This window comes from Myxococcales bacterium, assembly GCA_016712525.1.
Taxonomy (GTDB): domain Bacteria; phylum Myxococcota_A; class Polyangia; order Polyangiales; family Polyangiaceae; genus JAAFHV01.
Genome location: JADJQX010000007.1, coordinates 1,453,792 through 1,477,636 on the forward strand (window position 1 = coordinate 1,453,792; position 23,845 = coordinate 1,477,636).

At 70.2% G+C, this 23,845-nt stretch carries 21 protein-coding genes; 9 read left to right on the forward strand and 12 right to left on the reverse strand.

Annotated elements, in window-relative coordinates:
- Window positions 1–2: 2 nt before the first annotated feature.
- Window positions 3–2,936: an alpha/beta fold hydrolase gene (locus IPK71_23290; GenBank protein MBK8216663.1), complete on the reverse strand. Its 2,934-nt coding sequence runs from the start codon at window positions 2,934–2,936 to the stop codon at window positions 3–5.
- A gap of 197 nt (window positions 2,937–3,133) precedes the next feature.
- Between IPK71_23290 and IPK71_23295 the strand changes: the two genes are divergently transcribed.
- Entirely contained in the window at window positions 3,134–5,056 is a 1,923-nt protein-coding gene (locus tag IPK71_23295) for an acyltransferase (GenBank protein ID MBK8216664.1), read from the forward strand.
- A 21-nt stretch (window positions 5,057–5,077) separates the two neighbouring features.
- Here the strand turns inward: IPK71_23295 and IPK71_23300 are convergent, their stop codons facing one another.
- Window positions 5,078–6,316, reverse strand: coding sequence for a glycosyltransferase (locus IPK71_23300; protein ID MBK8216665.1), 1,239 nt, complete (start codon window positions 6,314–6,316; stop codon window positions 5,078–5,080).
- Window positions 6,317–6,431: 115 nt separating this feature from the next.
- On the opposite strand from IPK71_23300, the gene IPK71_23305 reads away from it, so the two are divergent.
- A complete protein-coding gene (locus IPK71_23305) occupies window positions 6,432–7,415 on the forward strand; it encodes a GNAT family N-acetyltransferase (protein MBK8216666.1) in 984 nt (327 codons plus the stop codon).
- 91 nt (window positions 7,416–7,506) lie between these two features.
- On the opposite strand, the gene IPK71_23310 is transcribed toward IPK71_23305, so the two are convergent.
- The 6 genes from IPK71_23310 to IPK71_23335 all read right to left on the reverse strand — a co-directional run bounded on the left by IPK71_23310 (window position 7,507) and on the right by IPK71_23335 (window position 11,183).
- A complete protein-coding gene (locus IPK71_23310) occupies window positions 7,507–8,193 on the reverse strand; it encodes an ATP-dependent Clp protease proteolytic subunit (GenBank protein MBK8216667.1) in 687 nt (228 codons plus the stop codon).
- 108 nt (window positions 8,194–8,301) lie between these two features.
- On the reverse strand, window positions 8,302–9,633 hold the full coding sequence (gene tig, locus IPK71_23315) for a trigger factor (protein ID MBK8216668.1): 1,332 nt from the start codon (window positions 9,631–9,633) through the stop codon (window positions 8,302–8,304).
- A gap of 60 nt (window positions 9,634–9,693) precedes the next feature.
- Window positions 9,694–10,383 (reverse strand): hypothetical protein, encoded by a 690-nt coding sequence (locus IPK71_23320; protein MBK8216669.1) that lies wholly within the window; start codon window positions 10,381–10,383, stop codon window positions 9,694–9,696.
- Between the two features lie 9 nt (window positions 10,384–10,392).
- Entirely contained in the window at window positions 10,393–10,620 is a 228-nt protein-coding gene (locus IPK71_23325; protein MBK8216670.1) for a hypothetical protein, read from the reverse strand.
- Between the two features lie 128 nt (window positions 10,621–10,748).
- On the reverse strand, window positions 10,749–10,934 hold the full coding sequence (locus IPK71_23330; GenBank protein MBK8216671.1) for a transcriptional regulator: 186 nt from the start codon (window positions 10,932–10,934) through the stop codon (window positions 10,749–10,751).
- An 84-nt stretch (window positions 10,935–11,018) separates the two neighbouring features.
- Complete coding sequence (locus IPK71_23335) at window positions 11,019–11,183, reverse strand: hypothetical protein (protein ID MBK8216672.1); 165 nt, start codon at window positions 11,181–11,183, stop codon at window positions 11,019–11,021.
- A gap of 227 nt (window positions 11,184–11,410) precedes the next feature.
- Here IPK71_23335 and IPK71_23340 point away from each other — a divergent pair, with 227 nt between their 5' ends.
- Window positions 11,411–12,244, forward strand: a complete 834-nt coding sequence (locus IPK71_23340; protein MBK8216673.1) for a ParA family protein — start codon at window positions 11,411–11,413, stop codon at window positions 12,242–12,244.
- The gene (locus IPK71_23345) at window positions 12,241–13,122 is read left to right on the forward strand and encodes a ParB/RepB/Spo0J family partition protein (GenBank protein ID MBK8216674.1); all 882 of its coding nucleotides are present in this window, start codon (window positions 12,241–12,243) and stop codon (window positions 13,120–13,122) included. The genes IPK71_23340 and IPK71_23345 overlap by 4 nt, the downstream gene beginning before the upstream one ends.
- 36 nt (window positions 13,123–13,158) lie before the next feature.
- On the opposite strand, the gene IPK71_23350 is transcribed toward IPK71_23345, so the two are convergent.
- Window positions 13,159–14,115: a serine acetyltransferase gene (locus IPK71_23350; protein ID MBK8216675.1), complete on the reverse strand. Its 957-nt coding sequence runs from the start codon at window positions 14,113–14,115 to the stop codon at window positions 13,159–13,161.
- Between the two features lie 159 nt (window positions 14,116–14,274).
- On the opposite strand from IPK71_23350, the gene IPK71_23355 reads away from it, so the two are divergent.
- From IPK71_23355 to IPK71_23370, 4 genes are read left to right on the forward strand one after another with little or no spacing between them, the layout of a single operon-like run.
- A complete protein-coding gene (locus IPK71_23355; protein ID MBK8216676.1) occupies window positions 14,275–15,582 on the forward strand; it encodes a hypothetical protein in 1,308 nt (435 codons plus the stop codon).
- Between the two features lie 40 nt (window positions 15,583–15,622).
- Entirely contained in the window at window positions 15,623–15,850 is a 228-nt protein-coding gene (locus IPK71_23360; GenBank protein ID MBK8216677.1) for a hypothetical protein, read from the forward strand.
- Window positions 15,847–16,461, forward strand: a complete 615-nt coding sequence (locus IPK71_23365) for a hypothetical protein (protein MBK8216678.1) — start codon at window positions 15,847–15,849, stop codon at window positions 16,459–16,461. Before IPK71_23360 ends, IPK71_23365 begins: the two co-directional genes overlap by 4 nt.
- A gap of 50 nt (window positions 16,462–16,511) precedes the next feature.
- Window positions 16,512–17,249 (forward strand): DUF3025 domain-containing protein, encoded by a 738-nt coding sequence (locus IPK71_23370; protein ID MBK8216679.1) that lies wholly within the window; start codon window positions 16,512–16,514, stop codon window positions 17,247–17,249.
- 58 nt (window positions 17,250–17,307) lie between these two features.
- Here IPK71_23370 and eno read toward each other — a convergent pair whose 3' ends face one another.
- A complete protein-coding gene (gene eno / locus IPK71_23375) occupies window positions 17,308–18,585 on the reverse strand; it encodes a phosphopyruvate hydratase (protein MBK8216680.1) in 1,278 nt (425 codons plus the stop codon).
- A 167-nt stretch (window positions 18,586–18,752) separates the two neighbouring features.
- Entirely contained in the window at window positions 18,753–20,798 is a 2,046-nt protein-coding gene (locus IPK71_23380) for an ATP-dependent DNA helicase (GenBank protein ID MBK8216681.1), read from the reverse strand.
- 115 nt (window positions 20,799–20,913) lie between these two features.
- Here IPK71_23380 and IPK71_23385 point away from each other — a divergent pair, with 115 nt between their 5' ends.
- Window positions 20,914–23,223 (forward strand): hypothetical protein, encoded by a 2,310-nt coding sequence (locus tag IPK71_23385; GenBank protein ID MBK8216682.1) that lies wholly within the window; start codon window positions 20,914–20,916, stop codon window positions 23,221–23,223.
- A 33-nt stretch (window positions 23,224–23,256) separates the two neighbouring features.
- On the opposite strand, the gene IPK71_23390 is transcribed toward IPK71_23385, so the two are convergent.
- Complete coding sequence (locus IPK71_23390) at window positions 23,257–23,832, reverse strand: tellurite resistance TerB family protein (protein ID MBK8216683.1); 576 nt, start codon at window positions 23,830–23,832, stop codon at window positions 23,257–23,259.
- Window positions 23,833–23,845 lie beyond the last annotated feature (13 nt).

Consider the following 23,845-nt stretch of genomic DNA (forward strand, 5'->3'; position numbering starts at 1 on the left):
CCTCACCCCGCGACGTACTTGCCATCGACGAGGCGCAGCTCGCGCCCTTCGGCCGACGCACGCTCGGAGACGGCGCGACGCTTGGGCCGGTAGCCGTCCGTGAGGGGCATGTCGGCGAGCGCGACGATGCGCCGCGGGCGCGCGTGAGCCTCGAGGCGCGACATCGCCGCGTCGAGGCGCGCCGGCGTGACCTCGTCGTACGCTACGAACGCCGCAGAAATCCCGGGCTCTCCGCGAGCTCCATCCGACACGAACGCACACGCCATGGCGATCTCGGGCAACGCGTAGAGCGCGTCTTCGACCGCACGGAGCGACACGGGCCCGCCCGAGGTCGGGACGAAGCCGGAGCGTGCGTCGATGAAGAAGACGTCGCCCGCGGCATCCTCGCGGACGACGTCGGACGAGACGACCCACGGCTCTTTTCCGAAGGCCGCGCGCACGACGTTGGCCCCGAGCTCGCCACCGTCCTCTGGAGGGTGCCGGACGGCGAGGAGCCCCGGCTCCCCTGGGAGCGCGCGCACGAGGTGACCGTCGACGTCGCGGAGGAGCTCCCCCGTCGCGAGGTCGGCCTTCACGACGGCGAGCTCGGCGCTCCCGGGGAGCGGCCTCCCCACCGAGCCCACCTTCTCGCCCGACGCGTTCGCGAGCACGGCCCGCTGGGTGGTGCTCGCGTAGAACTCGAGCACGCCGACGTTGAAGCGCTCTTCGAGCTTTTTCCAGAGGTCTTGGCGCATGCCGCTGCCCGCGACGAGCCGAATGGGGTGCGTGCGATCGCCGCGCCTCGGGCGCTCGTGGACGAGCGGGCGGAGCATCTCGCCCGCGTAGAACACGACGGTCGCGCCGTAGCGACGCACCTCGGGGAAGAACGTCTCCACCGAGAACGCCGAGCCGAGCGCGAGGCGCGCGCCGGCCACGAGCGCCGCCCCGACCGCGACCAGGATCGCGGCGGGGTGATGGAGCGGGATGCACGAGTACACGGTGTCGTGAGGCTTGAGGGTGCAGGCGGCCGCGGCCCCGTGGGCGGAGAGCGCCCACCTGTGGAACGTCACGGGCGCCGTGCGGAGCTCGCCCGAGTCGGACGGCCGGAGCAAAATGGCCCCGATGTCCCGGGCGCGGCCCGCGTCGAGGGCGAGGTCGGGCGGGAGGCGCACCCGCATCGGGTCGATCGCTTCCATGTCGACGACGTCGTCCGAGAAATGCCGGGGCCCTTCGCCCGCGCCGCCGAGCACGAGCACGCCGAGGCGACCCGCGCCCTCGGCCGAGGCGAGCAACGCGACCTCTTTGGCGACGCCGACCGACGAGGGATCGGTCGCGACGAAGCGGCAGTCGCAGCGTGTGGCCGCGCGCGCGAGCTCCCCCTCCGACGCGTCCGTCGGGGCGAGCACCGGGCAGGCGCCGAGGCGAACGAGGGCCGTCGCCATCGAGAGGTAGCTCGGCCGCGAGTCCATGAGCACGAGCACACGATCGCCCGGGCGTACGCCCACATGGTAAAGCCCCTTGACGACGTTCGTGACCCGCGCGTCGGACTCGGCGTAGGTGAACGCGCGGCCCTTGAAGAGGAAGAACGTGTCGGTCGGGCGCTCTTCGGCGGCCCGCGCGAGCCACGCCGAAGCCGAGGTGACCGTGTCGCCGGAGACCTCGGCGAGCGCGCGGAGGTGGGGCTCCTGGTACCTCACGCCGTCGAGGGCGTCGGCCGCGCTCGACGACACGTCGCCGAGCCTGCGCCACACGGCGCGCGCCGTCTTCCCGAGGGCTTGGGCGAGGAGATCGAGGTCGGTGTCGAGGCCCGCGGGCTCGCGCCGTCGCTCGCGTTTCTCGGCGATGGCGCGCGGCTCCGGCCCGAGGCCCTCGCGGTAGTGCACCCACTCGGCGACCGTCGGCCACGACACGTCCATGGCGCGCGAGCCCACGACGAGGCCGAAGTGCCCGGCCTCGACGTTCACGAACGTGACGCTCGCCTCGGGGGCGGCCTTCACGATCGCGCGGACGGCGCCAGCGCGGGCGATCTCGTCGCTCGTGCCGATGAAACACAAGATGGGGCAGCCGATGTCGGCGAGGGTGACCGTCCGCCCGTCGATCAGAAAACCGCCCGAGATCATGCGGTTATGAACGATGAACTCGTCGACGAAATCGCGGAGCGCGGGCCCGGGCCACGCGACGAACCCCTCCCCGCCGAGGAACCTCCGTCGAGCCTCGCGCCGCACGAGCGCGCCGCGGTCATGGAGCTTCGCCAAGAACTCGACGCGCTGCTGGATCTCTTTTCGTGTCGAGAGCAGCTTGAACCCGGTGCTCGTGAGCTTCCCGGGGAGGCCGCCGATGCGATCGACGACCTCGGTGAGGACGGGCTCGATCGTCTGCGCGAACGCGGCCATCGCGTCGCCTCGGACCTGAGCGGGGACGTTCTTGTGGATGTCGACCGGGCTCCCGAAGGTCACGATGCTCGCGATGCCTTCGCCTCGCACGTAGGCGGCCGCTTGGTAGGCGAACATGCCGCCCTGCGAGTATCCGACGAGGTGCACGTCGCGGCCCTCGAGCTCGCGCGCGCGGCGGAGGCTCTCCGCGACGGCCTTCACGTGGTCGGCGAGGTTCCGCGTGTGACCATGCTCGGACTTCTCGGGCGCGCCGAAATCGACGAGATAGGGCGTGACACCGGCCCGGCCGAGGGCCGCCACGGCCGACAGCTCCGACTCGATGTCGTACACCTCGGACGCGACCATGAGCGGTGGCACCAAGAGGACGACCGGGTAGCCCCCGCGGGCGAACGTCGCGTCCTCGTGGGTGTTCGTGGAGTAGCGCCGGAGCTTGTGGTGGCGCCCCTCGTCGACCACGTCGTACGGGGCGGCGTACTCGGGGCCGAGGCGCCCTAGGCGTACGAGCTCGAGCGCGTTGCGAGTCGAGTGCACGGCGCGACGAGCGAGCTTTCCGAGGAGCGACATCGAGGCGCATCCTACCCCCTCGGATCCCGGTTCGTGAACGATCCGACCTCGATCCACGAGGCTCCCGGGGACGCGGCTCGGCGGCGGCTCGCGGCCCCGCCCTGGGGCCCCACGAACGACTCGGCTAACCATGGGATCCCATTCGTGATTCTTCAATTTTGTGCGCCCCGTCGGCGAAGTGCGCTAGGGCACGCGCCGTGGCCGAAGAGAGCCCTCGCCCCCACGGCCTCGTCCCCCACGTCCCGGCCCTCGACGGCCTGCGGGGCGCGGCCGTGCTCGGCGTGCTCTTTTTTCACGCGGAGGGCATGCTGCGCGGCGGCTACCTCGGCGTCGATCTCTTCTTCGTCCTCTCGGGGTACCTCATCACGAGCCTGCTCGTGGCCGAGCACCAGAAGAGCGCAAGGATCGCGCTCGGCGCGTTCTGGGTGAGGCGCGCGCGGCGGCTCCTCCCTGCCCTCCTAGCGCTCCTGCCCGGGGTGGGCCTCTACGCGTTCGTGTGGGCGAAGCACGGCGAGCTCGCCAGGATCCTCGGCGACGCGCTCGCCACGCTCGGGTACGTCGCGAACCTCCGCGCGATCCTCTCGAACAAGAGCTACTGGGATCTCTTCGCCGCGCCCTCGCCGCTCGAGCACACGTGGAGCCTCGCCATCGAGGAGCAGTTCTACGTGCTCTATCCGCTGCTCGCCGCGTTCGCCTTGGGCCGCGGCGAGGGGGCCCACGAGCGGGGAAAAAAGCGCCTCTTTCGCGTCGTGCTCGCCCTCGGGCTCGTCTCGTCGGCGCTCATGATCGGCCTCTACCACCCCGAGCGCAGCGGGCGCGTCTACCTCGGCACGGACACCCGCGCGTCGGGCATGCTGCTCGGGGCCGCCCTCGCCGTGAAGCTCCCTCCGACCTCGCGCCTCGAGGGCCGTGCGGGGCGGGCCCTCGGTGCGTTCGCGCTCGTCGCGCTCGGCCTGCTCGCCGTGGCCTGGGCGCGGCTCCCCGGAGAGAGCCCGTGGCTCTACCGCGGGGGCTTCTTCGTCACCGAGCTCGCGTGCCTCGTGCTCGTCGCGGCGGCCGTCGCGCGCCCGTCGTGCCTCGTCGCGCGCCTCTTCTCGCTCCGCCCGCTGCGCGCTTTGGGCAACGTCTCGTACGGCGTGTACCTGTGGCACTGGCCGGTCTTCGTGGTCATGACACCGGAGCGTGTGCACGTGGGACCCCTCGTGCTCACGGTGTTGCGCTTCGCCGTCACCGCCGTGATCGCGCTCGTCTCGTACCGCTTCCTCGAGACGCCGATCCGCAAGAACGGCCTCCCCGGGGGCCGCCCCGCGCTCGTCGTGCCGCTCGCCTTCGTCGCGTCCATCCTTCCGATCTTCTTGGCAAAAACGCTGCGCAAGGCCCCTCCCCCTCGGCCCCTCGAGGTCGTCACGGCGGGTGCGTACCCCACGAAGTACTCGGTCACGATGCAGACGCTCCCGGCCGCGAAGGACCTCCGTCCCGGGCAGCTCCGCGTGCTCACCCTCGGCGACTCGGTCGCGTCGTTCCTCGGCATCGCGATGCGCCACGGCCAAGACGATCGCGAGGTCTTCGTGGCCGAGCGCGGCGTCGGCTCGTGCACCCTGTTCGAGGCCGAGGTGCGCGTCGTCGACGGCAAGCGCATCGAGGGTACGAGCTGCTCACGCGACTGGGTCAAGGACACCGAGGCGCTCCGCCCGGACGTCACGCTCATCGTGATGGGCGGCGCCTTCCTCACGCCCAAGACGTGCGAGCCCACGTTCGCCGAAGCCTACAAAAAGCGGCTCGGCGTGCTCGTCGACGGCATGGGGGAGCGCGCGGGGCGCGTCGTCGTGGCCAAGGTCCCCTACCCGGTCGGCCGATGGCGCTACGGCGACGTCCCCGAGAGAGTCGTGTGTTTGAACACCATCCTCGACGACTTCGCGAGGTCGCGCGGTCTGCCGACGATCGACCTCATGGCGTTCGTCTGCCCCACGAAGGAGTGCAACCTGCTCAGCAAGGGCGAGCCCATTCGCCCCGACGGGCTCCACTTCGACGGCGTCGGCGCCGAGGAGACGGCGGCCTTCACGTGGCGCGAGATCCGGCGAATCGCGGGCTTTTCGGGCCTCCCCGACGCGGGACGGTAGCGCGCCGAAGGAGACCTCCGCTCACCCTTTGGCGGCCGCGCGCTCGATCTCGCCCTGGATGATCTTGGCCTGACGTTCGGCCGAGAAATCGCTGAGGATGCGCTCGCGTCCGGCGCGGCCGTGGGCCTCGCGCAGGGCGGGATCGCGGAAGTAGCGGAGGAACGCCTCGGCCATGCCGTTCACGTCCGGCGGGGCGCCGTGCACGAGCGTCCCCGTGCGTCCACCCACGAGCATCTCGGCGACGCCGCCCACGTCGAACGCGACCACGGGCTTCTCCATGGCCATCGACTCGATGACGGCGCGCGGGAGCGGGTCGGGGTACACGCTCGGGACCACGGCGACGTCGAAGTCGGCCACGTAGGGGCGAACGTCGACGCGGAAGCCGAGAAACTGCACGTATTTCTCGAGGTTCAGCGCCGTCACGCGGGCGCGGCACTCGGCGAGGTGATCGGGGAAGATGTCCTCCGGGGTGTCGCCGAGCACGACGAAGCGCACGCGCTCACGCTCCGACGCGGTCATGCGCGAGAGGGCGATCTTCGCGGCGTCGACGAGCTCCATGTAGCCCTTGCGCGGCAAGATGCGCCCTTGGCTCCCGAAGACCACCGTGCCCTCGGGGAGGCCGAGCTCGGCGCGGAGCACGGGGCTCGGGGCGGCGCCGCCGAAGTCGTCGGGATCGAGCGCGTTGTGCACCACGCGGACCTTGTCCGGGCAGTCGGGGAACAGGCTCGCCGAGGCCTTCGAGACGCAGACGATGCGGCGCACACCGGCCGAGCGCGCGAGCTCGTCGTGGACCTTCACGAGCCCCTTCGGAACCGACGTGTACCGCACGTGCCAGAGGCACGGCACACCCGACAGCTTCGACGCGATGCCGCCGAAGAAGTCGGCGTTGGTGCCGTTGCAATAGAGGAGATCGTACTTTCCCTCGCGGAGGCGCCGAGCGAGGGAGACGACCGAGTACGCCCCGCGACCGAGGTTGCCGACGAGCCTCCTGCCCTTCGTGAGCGGGCCCGCGTCGAAGTCCCGGCGCTCCATGGCGCGCGTCCACGGCTCGACCGGGTTCTCCACGAGGGACTCGTCGACGAAGAGCTCGTCGGCGACCTTCTCGCGTTCGTAAAGCTCCGAAACCACTCCTCTTCTTGGCAGGAGCACGGCGCGATGGATGCGCTCCGGGTCCAAGAACTTGAGGATGTAGAAGAGGCTCCGCGGGGGGCCCCCGTTCCGCGAGGTGTCGTTCAAGAAAAGGACGCGAAGCTTTTCCATACGACGGCGGTTTCTACCAAAAGGCGGAGCGCGCCGCGCCCCCTTCGACCGCGCCGGCGAGGCATCCCTCGACGAAGAGGGTGCCATCCCGAGCGCGGTGCACTAGAGAGCCCCCGTGGACATCGTCCTGACGGCACGTCCGGAACCCGACGACGGGCGCGCATTCGACGCGTTCGTCGCCCGAGGGCCCACGGCGAGCTTCGCGCAGCTCCGCGACTACGGGACCTTGGCCGCGGCGAGCCGGCCGTTCTCGCCGTACGTGTTCCTCGCGCGCGAGCGTGGCGAGATCGTGGGCGCGGCCCTCGTGCTTCGGTCGACGCTCGGCCCGCTCGGTCTTCCGTTCGCGCAGGTGGAGCGAGGGCCCGTGGTGGCCGCGCCGGAGCGTCTTTCCGAGGTGCTCGTGCACCTGCGTCGCGCGCTCCTCGTGCGTGGCGTCGTGCGCCTCTCGGTCATGCCGTACCTCGCGGACGACGCCGTGGGCCCCGCGGAGCGCACGTTGGCCGACCTCGGTTACCACCCCATCGACGATCCGGCGGGCGCCCACGTGCGCACCCTACGCATGCCCATCGACGCCCCGAACGAGGCCGACGTCTTCGCGGGCAGCGAACGAAAGACGCTGCGCTACGAGCTCAAACAAGCCAAAAAACTCGGGGTTCGCACCGACCGTGTGCGCGGCGACGGGTGCCGCGCGTTCTTCGCGCTCATGGACGAGACCCTCTCGGCGCAAGGCAAACCGAGCCCGAAGCCAGCCTTCGCGGCGGCCCTCGGCGAGGTGACGGGGTACAGCGAGCGCGTCGCGTGTTTCGTCTCTCGGGACGACGAGCGCGACCTCGGAGGGGTCGTGGTCGTGCGCACGGACACACGCCTCCACCTCGCGCACGGCGCGACCTCCGTGGCGAAGCGCCCGTACAGCAAGATGAGCCCTCCCCTCGCCGCGGCCATCACGTGGGCGCGAAGCTTCGGAGCGCGCGAGCTCGATCTCGGCGGCGTCCCCCACGAGGACGACACCGACCCCAAACGCAACGCCATCGCGGCCTTCAAACACGGCTTCTCGAAGACGCGCGTGAGGCTCTGCCGCGAGCACGTGCGCTGGCTCTGATCCCTTATAGTTTCGGACACTTAGCAGACGACAAACGCACGACGGGCCCGCGGCGGAGAGCCGGGGCCCGATCGTAGGAAGAAGGCCGAGGCTACTTCTTGTCTTTCTCGTCGCCCGTCTTCTTCTTGGGGAAGAACACGTTGTCGATGAGGCCGTACTCTTTGGCGGCCGTCGCGCTCATGTAGAAGTCGCGGTCGATGTCCTTCAGGATCTGATCGCGCGACTTGCCGGTGGCGTCGGCGAGGATGTCGGTGAGGGTGTCCTTCAAGAGGCGGACCTCACGGGCCTGGATCTCGATGTCGGTCACTTGGCCACGCGCGCCGCCGTGCGGCTGGTGGATCATGATGCGCGAGTTCGGGAGGGCCGAGCGGCTGCCCTTGTGACCGGCCGCGAGCAGCACCGCCGCCATCGACGCGGCCATGCCGATGCACGCCGTCGCCACGGGGCAGCGGACGTACTGCATGGTGTCGAAGATCGCGAGGCCGCTGTAGACGACGCCGCCCGGCGAGTTGATGTAGATCATGATCTCCTTGTCGGGATCTTCGCTCTCCAGGAAGAGGAGCTGCGCGACGATCTCGTTGGCGACCATGTCGTCGACCGGCGTTCCGAGGAACACTATCCGGTCCTTGAGGAGGCGGCTGAAGATGTCCCACGTGCGCTCGCCGCGGTGGGTCGTCTCGACCACGTACGGCGTGGCGTAGACCTGCGCCGAGAGGCGCTCGCGGTTCGCTTCGAGGTACTGGATCGCCTGGGTGCGGTTCTCGGGGCGCTTCACCATGAAATGAGGCCTTTCTGTACGCCTATGTCGGGTCGTCGTGAAAAAAGGGCCCGAAGGTCTGTGTCTCCGGGCCCGTTCGTTCGTGTGCTTCGATGCCGCGTCCGAAGCTTACTTCGCTTCGGCCGCCTTTTCCTCGGCCTTGGCCTCGGGCGCCGGCGGATCCCCGTCGACGATGGTGGACTTGCTCTCGATGAAGTCCAAGATTTTGTCCTCGAGGATCATGCCGACGAGGATGTCGCGCTTCGACTTCTCGCGGTACTCGACACGCAGCTTGGCGACGTTCTTCCCGGTCTCGGCGGCGAGCTCGGCGAGGCCCTTCTCGATGTCGTCGTCGTTCACCATGAACTGGTTCGCCTTGGCGATGCCCGCCATGACGAGGCCCGCGCGGACCTTGCGCTCCGCGTCCGCCAGGACGGCGCGACCGAGCTCTTCGGCCTGAGCCTGCGAGAAGCGCTGACCCGAGCGGCGCGCCTGCATCGCGAGCTCTTGCTGGAGCATCTGCGCCTGCTGGAGGACGAGCGACGGGGGAACCTCGCACGGGTTCTCCTCGTTGAGCTTCACGACGATCTGCTCGGCGACCGCGGTCTCCGAGCGCTCCTTCGCCATCTTCTCGAGGCGGGTGTGGATGTCGGCGCGGAGCTCGACCAAGGTGCCGAAGTTGCCGACGTCTTTGGCGAATTCGTCGTCGACCTTGGGGAGCTCGCGCTCCTTCACGTCGGTCAGCTTGACGCCGAAGGTGCCCTTCTTGCCCTGGAAGTCCTTCCGGGGGTGGTTGTCGGCGAAGGTGGACTCGGCCTCGAAGGTGTCGCCCACGTTCTTGCCGAGGAGGGCCGCGTCGAGCTCGGGGAGCGCCTGGCCCGCGCCGACCTCGAGCTGGATGCCCTCGCCGCCGCCGTCCTTGATCTCTTTGCCGTCGACCTTGAGGGTGAAGTCGATCGTGACCACGTCGCCGGCCTTCACGGGGCGCGCGGGCTCGGGCGACTTGAGGGTCGCGTGGCGCTGGCGGAGGCCCTCGATTTGCTCGTCGACCTGCGCGTCGGTCACCTCGACCTTGGGGCGGTAGAGCGTGAAGCCTTCGAACTTCACCGTGGCGAGCTCGGGCTGCACTTCCATGCGCGCCTTGAAGGTGAACGGGGCGTCCTGCGAGACGCGGCTCGCGTCGACCACCGTGGGCTGGCTGATCGGCGTCACGTTCTCTTTCGAGAGCGCCTGCGGGAGCGTCGTGTTCACGAGGCTCTGCGCCACGTCGTTCTCGACCTGGGGCCCGAAGAGGGTCCGGAGGACGGGCCGCGGGGCTTTGCCGGGGCGGTAGCCCTTGACGTGGGCCTTCTTGGCGAGGGTCGAGTACTGACGTTCGACCTCGGCCTTGACCGCGTCGGCGGGGACGTCGATTTGGAGCTCGAGGACGACCTGGGAGATGCGCGAGACTGTGACTTGCATGAGGAGGCCGGCACCATACGGGCTCGGGCCTCCCCGTCAAGTGGCGAGCAGCGCCCGGCGCTATTTTTCCCGCGCGCCTTGCCTCGGGGGCGGCCTCGGGGGCGGCATCGTGGGGAGGACCGTGACCTCGCCCGAGCCGACCGACGCGTACCCGGCCCGCGCCGCCCACTGGACCACGTCCGCCGTGTGCCGGCGGATGCTCGAGCTCTTTTGGCGGCTCGCGACGAGCTCTCCCGCGATCCGGAGCGCCTCGTCGGGCTGCGTGACGAAGAGCGCGGCGACGGCGTCGTGGGCGTTGTAGGGCCCCTCGTACGCGGCGCGCGCGGCCTCGACGAGGCGCCTCCGAGGGTAGGCCCCCGCCCGGGCCATGAGGAGCCGCGCGAGCTTGACGACCCGGGCCGGCGTCTTGCCAAACGCGACCGGATCTCCCGGAAATCCTTGAGAAATTTCGCCAAGCCAGCCCGTGAGGGGCTCGCCCACGTGAGGCACGGGCCCTTCGGGGAGCCACCCGCCCGAGAGGAAGTCGCAGCACGCCGACACCTCGTGGCCACCACCGAGCCTCGCGACCAAGGCCTCGCGGAGCTCGGGCCCCGACACGCTCGCGCCGAGCAGGCAGGCCACGGGCGAGACGGCCGCGAGCGCCGCGAAGAGCGCGCGCGACGAGGTCACGTCGAGGGCGACATAGTCGCAGTCGCGAGGGCGGAGGGTGCGGAGCCGGTCGACGGCCGACTCGTCGAGGAGGAGGTCCACGCGGAGTGACTACCTCGGCCGAGCGATCTTTCGCAGGGCGAAGCGGAAGGACCCCACGGCCGAGCCCATGAGCCCGACGACCAGCGATTTCTGCAGCGGCTCGTGGAGGAACACGTACATGCCGAGGAAGCCGAACGCGAAGATCACCGCGGCGACGATGAGCGCCTCGCGGCGGTCTTGCCCGCTCGGGCGAGCGACCGTGAGCCTCGCCTTGGCGTCGTCGTCGGAGAGGCCCATCGAGGGCACACCATGCCCGTCCGTGGGGCGATGCGCAAGCCGGCCCTGGGCCAAAAAAAGTGCCCCCGACCGAGAGGCGTCGGTCGAGGGCGGGAGGTCCGGGAGGACCGAAATCTTGGGGACGCGCGTCAGTCGTCTTCCACGTCCATGAGGTCGGGGTCGTACTCGTCGTGCGTGTCGTCGAAGAGCATGTCGGAGCTCTCGAAGGTGGTCTCCTGCATGAGATCCTCGTACGTGAGGCCGACGCGGAAGCTCGGGCGGAGCTCTTCGCGGTGAAACTCTTCGATGGTTCGGTAGTGCTTCGGAACGGCCATGGGGATCTCCGGGATGGGTGACGGACGGCGACTCGCGCTCGCGGTGCACGCCGCGAGCACGGGGGTGGGGAGCGGGACGAGGGGTCAGCGCGGCGCGTTCGCCCGGGCTCTCGCCTTCCGCACGTCCTCGAGAGACACGACGTCCGCGGCAGACTCGCGGGCCTTCGCGCCCAGGTAGAAAGGCCGGAGGATCCGGTCGTTCGCGGGCTCGTCGTGAGGGAGGAGGGCGTGGGAGAGGGACGGGAGCATGGGGCGTTCGCGTTCGGTCCGTGAGAGCGTTCCCTCACGTTTCCCTACATCTGCTCACACCGTACACCCGAGCCCGGGCCACGCCAAAAAAAGGGGTTGCATTTTCTCTGGCCGAAACTAGCGCCGGGCTCGAAGAGCGAGGGGCCACACGGAAGGACGCCGCGTTTCCGATTCTCCGCGGACTCGCACCACGGGGCCGCGCCCATGCTAGAAGGGCCGCCTCATTCATGGCGGCGACCGCAAAAAAGACCAAGGCACGCGAGAGCGCCCCGCGAGGACCCGCGCGGGTCGTCGCGGTGGTGAACCAGAAGGGCGGCGTCGGCAAGACGACCACGTCGGTCAACCTCGCGGCGAGCCTCGCGGCGGCCGAGGTGAAGACGCTCCTCCTCGACATGGACCCGCAGGGGAACGCGAGCTCCGGCGTGGGGGTGCGCGCGGGCACGCGAGAGCACACCGTGTACGACGCGATCATCGGGCGCTCCCCGCTCTCGGACGTGATCGTCGCGACCGACGTGCCGAACCTCTTCGTCGCGCCCGCCACGCAAGACCTCGTCGCCGCCGAGATCGAGCTCGTCGACGACCCGGGCCGCGCGCAGAAGCTTCGAGAGGCCCTGGCCCCTGCCCTCGCCGACTTCGACTACGTGCTCGTCGACTGCCCGCCGTCGCTCGGGCTGCTCACGGTGAACGCGCTCGCGGCGGCCACGTCGGTGCTCGTCCCGCTCCAGTGCGAGTACTACGCGCTCGAGGGGCTCACGCACCTCATGGCGACGCTCGACCGCCTGAAGAACGGCATCAACCCCGATCTCACGGTCGAGGGCATCGTGCTCACCATGTTCGACCCGCGGAACAACCTCGCCCACCAGGTCGCCGAAGAGGTGAAGAAGCACTTCTTCGTGTTCGAGTCGGTCATCCCGCGCAACATCCGCCTCTCGGAGGCCCCGTCGCACGGCAAGCCGGTCCTCCTCTACGACGCCGCGTCGAAGGGCTCGCAGGGGTATCTCGCCCTCGCGCGCGAGATCGTCGATCGCCACGCGGCGCGCACCGAAGGAGCCACCTCGTGAGCCAAGACAAACGCCGCGCGCTCGGGCGTGGGCTCGACGCGCTCCTCCCCGCGGCGCAAGCCCCCGCCAAGGTCACCTCGGCCTACGGCGACAAGAGCGTCTTCTCGTGCGCGATCGACAAGCTCGTCCCCCAGAAGGGCCAGCCTCGCCGCCACTTCGACGGCGAGAAGCTCGACGAGCTCGCCGCGTCGATCCGCGAGCACGGGCTCATCGAGCCCATCGCCGTCCGGAGGGCCCCCGGCCAAGAGGGCGTCTTCGAGATCATCGCGGGAGAGCGCCGCTTCCGAGCGAGCCAGCGCGCCGGCCTGAAAGAGGTGCTGGTCGTCGTCAAGGACGTGTCTCCGAAGGCGGCGTTCGAGCTCGCGATCATCGAGAACGTGCAGCGCGAGGACCTGAACCCGGTGGAGCTCGCCGAGGCCCTCGAGCGCCTCGTGAAGGAGCACGGGTACACCCAAGAGAGCCTCGGGGAGCGGCTCGGGAAGAACCGTACGACCATCGCCAACTCGATGCGGCTCCTCAAGCTGCCCGTCGACGTGCGCGAGAAGATCGTCACCGGCGAGCTCTCCGAAGGCCACGGCCGCGCGCTCCTCGGCTGCGACGATCCGAAGCTGCTCGGTGAGCTCGCGCAGAAGGTCATTCGGGGGAAGCTCAACGTGCGCGCGACCGAGGCGATGGTCCGGCTCGCCCGCGAGAAGAAAGAGAAGGGCGGCGCGGCGAAGGCCCCCGAAAAGTCGGCCTCGGTGCGAGATCTCGAGAGCCGCCTGACGCAGAGCCTCGGCGCCAAGGTGCTCGTGAAGGACCAGGGCAACAAGGGCGAAATCGTCATTCCTTACGCGGACTTGGACGCGCTCGACCGCCTGCTCGAGAAGCTCACGTAGCGCGCGAGGAGCACCTCGCGCGGGGTGGCGGCGAGGCTAGATCTCGAAGTCGAGCACCCACTCCGCGGCCTCGCGCACCTGGCGGACCGAGAGCTCCGGAGCCTTCAGGGCGATGCGCGACCCTGCGGGCACCGAACGTGTGACGAACACCGAGCCGCCGACGAGCGCGCCTCGGCCGACGACCGTGGCGCCGCCGAGGACCGTCGCGTTCGCGTAGATCGTGACCTCGTCCTCCACGGTCTGGTGGCGCTTCACGTTTCGGATGACCCTCCCGAGCTCGTCGCGCGGGTGGGAGAGCGCGCCGAGCGTGACGCCCTGATAGAGCTTCACGCCGTCGCCGATGACGCTCGTCTCGCCGACGACCGTGCCCGTCGCGTGGTCGATGAAGAAGCGCCGACCGATGCGCGCTCCCGGGTGGATGTCGCAGCCCGTCCGCTCGTGCGCCCACTCGGACATGATGCGTGGCATGAGCGGGACGCCCATCTCGAAGAGCTCGTGGGCGATGCGGTAGACGACGACCGCGAGGAACCCCGGGTACGAAAGCACGATCTCGTCGAGGCTCTGCGCCGCGGGGTCGCCGTCGTACGCGGCCTGCATATCGTCGAGCAGCATGCCTCGCAGCACGGGCAAACGCTCGACGAGCATGGTGGCGAGCTTCTTCGCGTGGCTCGAGCAGTCGTCGATTTCGCCCTGGCCTCCCGGAGCCCCTGCCGTCTCGGCCTCGGCGGCGTGGCAGAGGCACTGCTCGATCTCGTGCGCGAGCTTCTCGCGGAGCCGCACGAGCTTCTCTCCCACGTAAAATGACACGTTCTCCTCGGTGACCTCGAGCGGCCCGTAGTACCCCGGGAAGAGCACCGTGAGGGAGAGCTCGAGGATCTCGACGATTTGCGTCTTCGACGGGAGGAACCGGCGCCCGATGCGGTGCCCACGAGGATCGCTCCTGTAGCTTACGACGAGGGACTGGACGAGCGAGGACAGCTCGGGGCTCGACATGACGCGCGTATACCGCGATCGGTCCCCGGACCCAAGGGGGCCGAGGTGAACGAACCGACGTTCCGAAGCACCCGACGAGAGCGCCGAAGGCTCGCGTGCCGTAGGCCCCGGGTTCTGCTAAGGCCTACCCGTCGAGCACCGAAGCGAGAGCCCCCTCACGTGATTGGAATCCTCTTTATCCTCGTCTTCTTCGGCATCCTGATCGCCGTCGTCTCGTCGGCGAAGGAGCTCGGGACGACCATCGGCTCGTACCTCATCGCGAGCTTCGTGCTGCGGCTCATGCTGCACTGGGTCGCCCGCAACGTCGCGTTCTTCAGCCACGGCCTCGGCGGCGACGCGATGACGTACGAGTATTTCGCCCAGTGGATCTCCGAGCAATGGACGATGCACGGGATCAAGTTCATGACCGCGGCCGACAACGAGCTCATCGGCGCGACGTCGCTCCCACCGAACCTCTTCGGCCTCCTCATCTACATGAACGGAGGTCAGAAGGCCCCCCTCGCCTGCACGGCGCTCGTGGCGCTCGCGCTCTGCGTCACCGCCCTCAATTTCTTCAAGCTGGCCATGGAGCTCGGCGCGCGGAGGAACGTGGCGACCGGCATGACCATGGTGCTCTTCACCTCGCCGGCGCTGCTCTTCTACACGTCCGACATGTACAAGGACGGCCTCGTCCTCATGTTCGTGCTCGGGGCCGTCGGGAGCGCGATCCGTGTATCACGCAAGTTCTCGCTGACCGACGTCCTCATCGGCGTGGTGTGCCTCGCGGCGCTCTGGTTCGTCCGCTTCTACCTCGTCTTCCTCGCCACGCTCCCGATCCTCATCGGCTACATGGGCTTCGGCTCGCGGGGGTACTTGCGGCCGATCGTGTCCGTTCTTGCCGTGACCGTCGTGTTCGCGTTCGTCCTCCAAAGCCAACAGGGGGCGAACATCAAGACCACGATCGACGGGACGTTCACCATGGCGACCGACAAGGCCACCCTCGAGGGCAACGCGCTCGGAGGCTCGGCGGTCATGCTCGACCAGGGCATCGGGTCGCTCCCGATACGCCTCGTCTACACGCTCTTTTCGCCGTTTCCCTGGATGGGTGGCACGCTCGGTCTTCAGCTCGGGAAGATCGACACCATCATGTTCTACTACTTCATGGTGCGCGCCGTGGTCGCGTCCCGAAAGCTCGTCAAGACCGACCGCGCGACGCTCCTTTCGCTCCTGGCGTTCATCATCCCTTGCACCATCGCGTACGCGTTCACGATGGCGAACATGGGGCTCATGCTCCGCCAACGCCTCCCGATCGTGGTCATGGTGGCGCTCGTCGCGACCCTGAGCTGGCCCACCCGCGACGACGTCGCCCGGGCCCAAGAAGCCAAGAAGCGCAGGCTCGCGGCCGCGAAGGGCCCGGCGCCCACGGAGCGACCTCGGCCCTCGGGTCGACCGAAGCCCATCGCAGCCCTTTCGCGCGAGCAGGCGTGACGGCTTGCGCCCGACGGCCACCTCCGAGTAAGCGAGGGGCGTGAGCTCGTCGCCCCGATTTCTCCTCGCCGCCGCAGGCGCCTTCGCCTTCGCCGCGTGCTCTCCGTCGCTCCGGGCCCCTACGGTCGAGGGGCCACCGCCCGAGTACGTCGAGCCGGCCGCCGACGCGGGACCGGGCGGTCAGGTCCCCGCCCAAGCCCCTGCCGCCGAGGAGCCGATGCCTCGCTTGCCGAGCGCGCCGCCGCCCCCGGACGCTGGCACATCGTGACGCGCGCGGCCTTGGGCACGAGGCAGGTCGTCCTCGGCCTCACCGTCTTCGCCCTCGTCGCCTGCGGGGGTGCAGCGCGTTCGTCCGCGCCGTCGAGCCCCGCCGCGGAGGGGGCCCCGGCGCCCGAAGAGCCCGCGCCCACGCCGCCCCCCAAAATGTCCGGAACCATTCGATATTTCGAAGTTTCACCCGAGAGCCTGAAGGCCGACCACGCGGGCCTCGCCGACGGTCCGGCGCTCGCCGACGGGGCACCCGACGTCGCTCTGGCGCTCGGGCTCGAGGGTCCGGCGGACGCCATCTTCGTGTCGTCGACCGACGCGCGCGGCGAGCCCAACGGAGAGCAGACGGCCGACACCATCGTCGGGCTCGAGGCCCTCCCGGAGACCGTCGGCGGTTTTGCGCTCGGCAAGCACACCCCTACGCTCGCCGTGCTCGAAGGCGGACGGCTCCTCAATACGAAAGACGGGGCCCTCCGCCCGTTGCCACCGGGCAAACACGACCTCGTCGTCTACTTGGGGAAGCTCGACGGCCGCGTCCCGGAGGGGCTTCGGGTGGCGGTACGTTTCACGGACGGGTCCGTCGTCAAGGGCCCGGTCGCGAAGCTCCGGTGAGGACGAAGGGCGCATCGCGGCTCGTCCGGACGGCGGGCCCGAGGGTGCCGGTGGGTCTCGGGGCCCATGGGTTGTTCGACGGATACCGTGGGCTCTGCGGTGCGCTTCCGCCGAACGAGGTCCTCCCCTCGGTCGCCGCGCTCGACGCCGCGTGGCTCGCTCCGCTCCGGGCCTCGGGGCGCACCGATCTCGCGCTCGAGGTCCAACCCGAAGCGCGCAGGCGTGGCCCCCGCAAGCTCGAGGACCTCTACGACGTACGGATCGCGTCGGCGCGACGCGTCCCCACGCGCGAGGGCTCCTGGCACGACGCGATGAACGCGCTGGTCGTCGCCACCTATCCGGCCACCAAGGATGCCATTCACCGCCGACATCGCGGAGAGCTCGAGGCCCACTTTCGCGAGCACGGCGGGCTGCCGAACGCGCGTTCGAGGCTCCAGGACGTGCTCGCCCTCTTCGACGAAGGCGGCCTCGTGATCGTGGCACGCGAGGCCACGGTGAGCGTGCTCGAAGACCTCGTCGTCCGCGGAGATCCGGCGAAGCTCGGGCGCGCGATCGCCGAGACGAACAGCCGCGCGCTCGTCTTCGGTCACGCCGTGCTCGAGCACGCCGTCCTAGGCGCTCCCCTGCCGCGCGCGTTCGCCGTCGTCGTCGCCGACACGAGCCCCCACGACGACGAGGCGATCCTCACGCCCAGGCTCGACGTCGCGCTCACGGCCGTCGCGAACGCGCTGTCGACCACGTCCTCGGCCCCGGGCCAACGGCTCGGTGAGCTCTTTTGCCTGGCATGACGAACGCCCCGGTCGGCGCGGGCCGACGCGGGGCGTTCGAGGGGTGTGCTCCCCGAGCTCAGCGGCGAACGAAGGGCTTCTTACCCGCGTAGACCGCGCCACGTCCGAGCTCGAACGCGATACGCACGAGCTGGTTGTACTTGGCGACACGATCCGAGCGCGAGAGGCTGCCCGTCTTGATCTGGCCGGCGTTGGTGCCGACGGCGAGGTCGGCGATGAACGTGTCCTCGGTCTCGCCCGAGCGGTGGCTGATGATGCTGCGGTAGCCGGCCTCGGTGGCCATGCGGATGGAGTCGAGGGTCTCGGTGAGGGTGCCGATCTGGTTCACCTTGACGAGGATCGCGTTGCCGACGCCCGCCTCGATGCCGCGCGAGAGGCGCTCGACGTTCGTGACGAAGAGGTCGTCGCCCACGAGCTGCACCTTCTTGCCGAGCTTGTCGGTGAGCTTCTTCCAGGTGTCCCAGTCGTCCTCGGCGCAGCCGTCCTCGATCGAGACGAGCGGGTATTTCTCGGCCCAGGCCGCGTACGTGGCGACGAGCTCGTCGGGCGAGAGGACCTTCTTGTCGAACGTGTAGCTCTTCTTCTCTTTGTCGTAGAACTCGCTCGCGGCGCAGTCGAGCGCGAGCGCGATGTCCTCGCCGGGGCGGTAGCCGGCCGCCTCGATGGCCTTGAGGACCGCGTCGAGGGCCTCGCCGTTCGTGCCGAGGCGCGGGGCGAAGCCGCCCTCGTCGCCCACGGCGGTCGTCTGCCCCTTCTCCTTCAGGAAGGTCTTGAGCGCGGCGAACACCTCGGCGCCCATACGGACCGCCTCGGCGAAGCTCTCGGCGCCGACGGGGGCGATCATGAACTCTTGGATCTCGAGGCCGTTGTCGGCGTGAGCGCCGCCGTTGAGGATGTTCATGAGGGGCGTCGGAAGGACGCGCGCGTTCGCGCCGCCGAGGTAGCGCCAGAGCGGGAGCCCGACGGCGTCGGCCGCGGCGCGCGCGACGGCCATGGACACGCCGAGGATCGCGTTCGCCCCCATGTTCGCCTTGTTGGGCGTGCCGTCGGCCTCGATGAGGATCCCGTCGACCTCGGCCTGGTCGAGCGCGTCGAGGCCGAGGATGGCCGGACCGAGCGACTGGTTCACGTTGGCCACGGCCTTCTGGACGCCCTTGCCGAAGAAGCGCTTCTTGTCCCCGTCGCGGAGCTCGATGGCCTCGTGCTCGCCCGTCGAGGCGCCGCTCGGCACCGCCGCGCGACCGCGACCGCTGTCGGTCTGGACCTCGACTTCGACGGTGGGGTTTCCTCGCGAGTCGAGGATTTCACGGGCGATGACGGCGTTGATCTCGGTCATGACGGCTCCTTCGGGTGCGCTCGGGCGGGTTCGCCCGGGGCGTTGTCGAGCCTGCCGAATAGCACGGAAGCTCCTACCTTTGGTCCCTGTGTGGGGGGGACGGCGCGATCCCGCCCGGTTCACACGAGCGTCACGCGGGCGCGACCGGGACGTTTCGTCGCTTCGCTTCAGGCCTGGTCGTCGTCGAGGCTCTCGGCAAAGAACGCGCGCACGTCGTCGACGGTGGCGCACGCGCGCGCCCGCGGGAGCCCCGCGAGCAACCTCGGACCGTAGCCCTTGTTGCGTGCCCTCGCGTCGAGCAAGGCGACGACCCCACGATCCTGCTCGGTGCGAATGAGGCGGCCGAACCCCTGCTTCAAGGTCATGGCGGCCTGCGGAACGGAGTACTCGACGAACGCGTTTCCCCCCTCCGCCTCGATACGCCTCGACCGCGCCACGACGACGGGGTCCGTGGGAACGGCGAAGGGGATTTTGTCGAGCACGACGAGGCGGAGAGCCTCCCCGGGCACGTCGACCCCCTCCCAGAAGCTCGACGTGGCGACGAGCACGGCCTCCCGCGAGGCCCGGAAGCGCGCGAGGAGGAGCTTCTTGGGGGCCTCGCCTTGGACCATGACGGGGTACGCGACGCGGTCTCGGAGGGATCGAGCGTAGGAACGCATCATGCGCACCGACGTGCACAAAACGAACGCCCCGCCGCGGGAGGCCTCGACGAGGGCGACGATGACCTGCGTCGAGCGCTCCTCGAAGGACGGATCCTTGGGCTCGGGGAGATCCGAGGGGACGAAGAAGGCCGCGTTGCGCTCGTAGTCGAACGGGGAATCGACGCGGAGCTCGAGGGTGTCGGCCGGCGCCCCGAGGCGAGCACGCGCGAACTCGAAGCCGATGCTCCCGTCGGGGTGCGCGGTCGACAGCGTGGCGCTCGTGCAGACGACCGTCGAGATGCGATCGAAGAGCGCACCACGCAGGATCTGCCCGAGCTCGATCGGGCTCGCGCCGACCGCGACGCTCCGCTCGCGTGATTCGACCCACGCGACGCGGTCGGGCGCGTGCTCGCGTGGGCCGCCGTAGCGCGCGCGGGACGAGCCGAGCAGCACCTCACGGAGATCGGCGCGGAGGTCCTCCGCGCGACGGGCGACGAGCTCGGTGGCCTCGTCGGAGCGCGGCCCCGTACCGAGCCCTCCCACGAGGGAGACCGCGAGATCGAGGCGGGCGGCGGCGTCGACGAGCTCGTGCGAGACGTCTCCCTCGGCGAGAGGGCGGCGCTCGGTCCCCGTCGAGACGAGGGATGCGAGACGGGAAAAGAAGGCGGTCGAGGCCACCCGCGCCTGCTCGACGGTCCGGTGCGTCTCCTCGACGTCCTTGAGCAGCTCGGGCGACTTGGTCGCTCTCGCCGAGAGCGTGCCCTCGGCGTCCCGTAGGAGCGCGTCGACGCGAGCGCTCGTCACCCTCACTCCGAAGAAGTCCGTGGCGACCGCCTCGAGGCGCTGGGCCTCGTCGAAGATCACCGCATCGTAAGCGGGGAGAGCGCTCGCGAAGTCGCCCCGCGGCCCCGATCGGAGCGCGAGATCGGCCAAGAAGAGGTGGTGGCTCACGACGACGAGGTTCGCGCGCTCGGCCTCGCGGCGCATGCGTGTCACATGGCACGCGTCGTAGTACTTGCACTCCACACCTATCCGAGTCTCCGTCGACGACGCGATCTGGGCGAACGTAGGATCGTCCTCGGGGAGGAACGCGGCCTCCGCGCGATCGCCGGACTCGCTGCCGCGCTCCCACTCGGCGAGGCGGAGGAGCATGGGACCTTGGGACATGCCGAGCGCCTCCGCGAGGCGACGCTTGCACACGTAGTTCGAGAGGCCCTTCATGAGGGCGAAGCGGACGGGGATCCCCTCGGCCTCGGCGATCGCGGCCGCCATCGGGAGGTCCTTCGAGAAGATCTGCTCCTGGAGGGCGATGGTGGCCGTCGACACCACGACCTTCTTCCCCGAGAGCAGCGCCGGCAGGAGGTACGCGAGCGTCTTGCCGGTGCCGGTTCCGGCCTCGACGAAGAGGTGGCGGTCCTCTCGGAGGGCGCGCTCGACCGCGTCCATCATCGCGAGCTGCCCGTCGCGGCGCTCGTACGAGAGCCGGCCCGAGAGCGCCTCGCTCGACTCGAGGAGCCGGCGCGCGACCCCGACCGGGCCCCGAGGCGCGGTCTCGTCGTCGTCCTCGAACATGCGCCCGGCTCTTAGCAGCGTCCGGCACGCCACGCACCCCCGCGCGCACGAACGACGCCCCGTCGGGCGGCTGCAAAGTCGACCTCGACGGCGCGACCGGGCTACGATCCGACGGATGCGGTCGTCTCGGGCGAAAAAGGCGCAGAAAGCGGCGAAGAAGCCGCCGAGCGCCCCCGCGCGGGTCGAGCTCGCCCTGGCCCTCGGAGCGGGCCGTGTCGGGTTGACCCTGGGGCGGCAGGTCGGGCTCGGGCCGCTCGTCGTCGATGAGATCGACGTCGCCCTCCCCGGGCTCGGCTTCCCGCTCGACGTCTCGGGGGGCGTCGCCAAGTTCCGGCACCGTCGGGGCGAGCTCCGGCGCGTTCGGCTCGCAGCCACGTGGAGGGCTCTCACCGATTGGTGCACCGTCAAGCTCCGCGACGTGGTGCACCAAGGCACGCCGCGCGTGCGGCTCTCCCGGGCCCGCGCCGACGCGGACGGCCCAGCGTCCAAGGTCACGGTCGAGATCGCCGAAGATCCACGCCGTTCGACGAAAACCCATGTACATTCGGGCATTTGGAGAACCCCTGCTGTCCTCGTTTTCGAGGTGACGGTCGCCTCCCACGACGGCGACGTGCGCCTGACGGTGACCGAGGCTCGTGGGTCCGGTCTCGGCACACCGGCGACCCCGCTCGCGCTCTCGGCCATGCGCGCGCTCGCCCAAGGATGGCTCGCGGCCGAGGGCGCGGTCTTCCGAGCTACCGACGTCGCCGCGGCCATCGCTTCCTCGCTGTTCCCGGAAGCCGGAGCCCGCGCTCCGCGGGCGGGGGTCATGGGCAGCGTCGAGCTCGTGCTCGACGACGAAGGGATCCTGCTGAGCTTCTCGGAGGGTCGCGGCTTCGTCGGCGGAGCGAACGCCGTGCGCGCCGCGGAGAGCGCCCGCCTCTCGAGGGAGGTCGACGAGGCCGCGGCGAGCGACGAGCACGTCGGCGATCGGGCCGCCCTGCTCGACGCGCTCACGGTGGCGCCACACCACCCCGAGCTCGCGCGCCGACTCGTCGAGGTCGACGCGCTCGCCGATCACGCCGAGGCGGCCCTCGCGACGCTGCGGGAGGCCGAAAAGGGCGCTCCCTTGAGGATGGGAGACGTCCCCGCGCGTTTGCTGGAGCGGGCAGGAGATCGAGCCGGGGCCTTCGCGCGCGCCGTGCGGGACGCCGACCGTGAGCCCTCGGCGATCCTGAGAGCGACGCTCCGAGAGCTCGCCGCGCGACTCGCGGGGGACCCCTGGGCGGCACTTCGCGAGCTCGACGAAGCGACCCAAGACGCTCGAGCGTACGGGTTCGCGCACCGCGCCGCGCTCGCCCAGGCGATCACCGTCGGCAGGCTCGACGAAGCGCGGGCACACGCTGGCATGCTCGAAGCGCTCGCGGAGACCCACGAAGAGAAGAGCGCCTGCCTTCGCGAGATCGGGGAGCTCTACCTCGCGCTCGGTCAGCCGACCCAAGGCATCGAGCCGCTCGAGCGGGCCGTTCGCTACACGCCGGACGACCCGAGCTCCCTCGGGGGCCTGGGGCTCGCGCTCGTGCGCGTCGGAAAGGCGAGCCGCGGCGCGATGTTGCTCGAGAGAGCGGCGGCGCTTTCGACCTCGACCGAGGACCGCGCGCGAGCGACCCTCGCGCTCGCCCGATGTCTTGCGGATCCTCTCGGGGACCTTCCCGCGGCGGCTGCGCGCGCGCGCGACGTCGAGGCGGGCACGACGGCCGCACCCGAGGCGAGGCTCCTCGAGGGCCGTGTGAGGGCGCTCGCTTCCGACCTGGAGGGCGCGCGGCTCGCGTTCGCCCGCTTGCGGGAGGAGGTGCGCACGATCGAACACGTCCCGCTCCTCGTCGCCGCGGCAGCGCTCGAGCGCGACCGGCTCGGCGATCGAGGCGGGGCGCTGCGCACCGTGCGGCGGGGTCTCGCGATCTCGCCGATGGACCCGGCGCTGCTCGAGCTCGAGAGGTCACTCGCCCCTCGACCCGAAACGGCGGGGCCCGCTCGGGACACGCCCGGGCTCGTCGAGGTCGCCTCTGCCCCCGAGGTCGCCTCTGCCCCCGAGATCGCTCACGCCGTGGTCGACGCCCCGCCGCCGTCCCTCGAAGGCCTCGACGAGGCCGAGCTCTCCGAGCGCGTCGAGGTGCTGACGGCGCTCCTCCGCGCCGATCCGACGCGGGACGACGTGGTCGACGAGCTCGTCTCCGCCCTCACGCTGCTCGGGCGAGGCCTCGAGCTGCTCGCGTTGCTCTCGGCGCGCCTCGAGGATGCGCCCCCGGACCGACGCGACGCGCTCGCCGTTCATCAACGCGCCGTGCTCGCCCGCCTCGAGGCCGACGCTCGCGACGCGGGACGGAACGAGGAGGCGAGCCTCTACGCGATGTCGCGTGAGGCTCTCGACTACGGCTCCCGTTGAGGGCGGATGCGGCTGCGACGCACCTCGCCCGGCTCAGGGCGCTTTGGTGACCGCGGCGAGGACGTGATCGACCTCGCGAAAGGCCTCGTCGACGGCGCCCGCGGGTAGCCCACACGCCGACGCGATCCGCTCGATCGTTCGACGCTCCTCCGCGCTCACGTCGTCCGACGACCTCGCCATGACCACGGCCACCCGCAGGGCTTCTTCGGCGTGCGCGGGCCTTCGAAAGGACCGCGCCGCCTCGCGAATTCGGGTGTCCTCGCCGTCTTCTTCGAGCTGAGCCTCGAGGTCCCCGAGGAGGGACGCGATCTGGCCCCGCGAAACGGCGCCGTCGCACGCGACGACGACGAGGCGCTCGAAGGCGGCGCGCTCGCGCTCGTCGAACACACCATCGGCGTGCGCGACGAGAAAGGCGCACTCGACGAGCCCTTCGAAGAGCGCGACGGCCGCCGGGTCGAAGCCGGTGGGCACCGTGGCGTCGGGGTCGTGGCGCGCACCGAACGCCGCTCCTGCGAGCGCGAGGATCGAGGCCGACTGCCTGCCGGCTTCCGCGTCGGACGTTCCGACGAGCCGGGCGAGGAAGGGGATGCGCTCTTCGGAAAGTGTCATGGGCTCCTCGAAG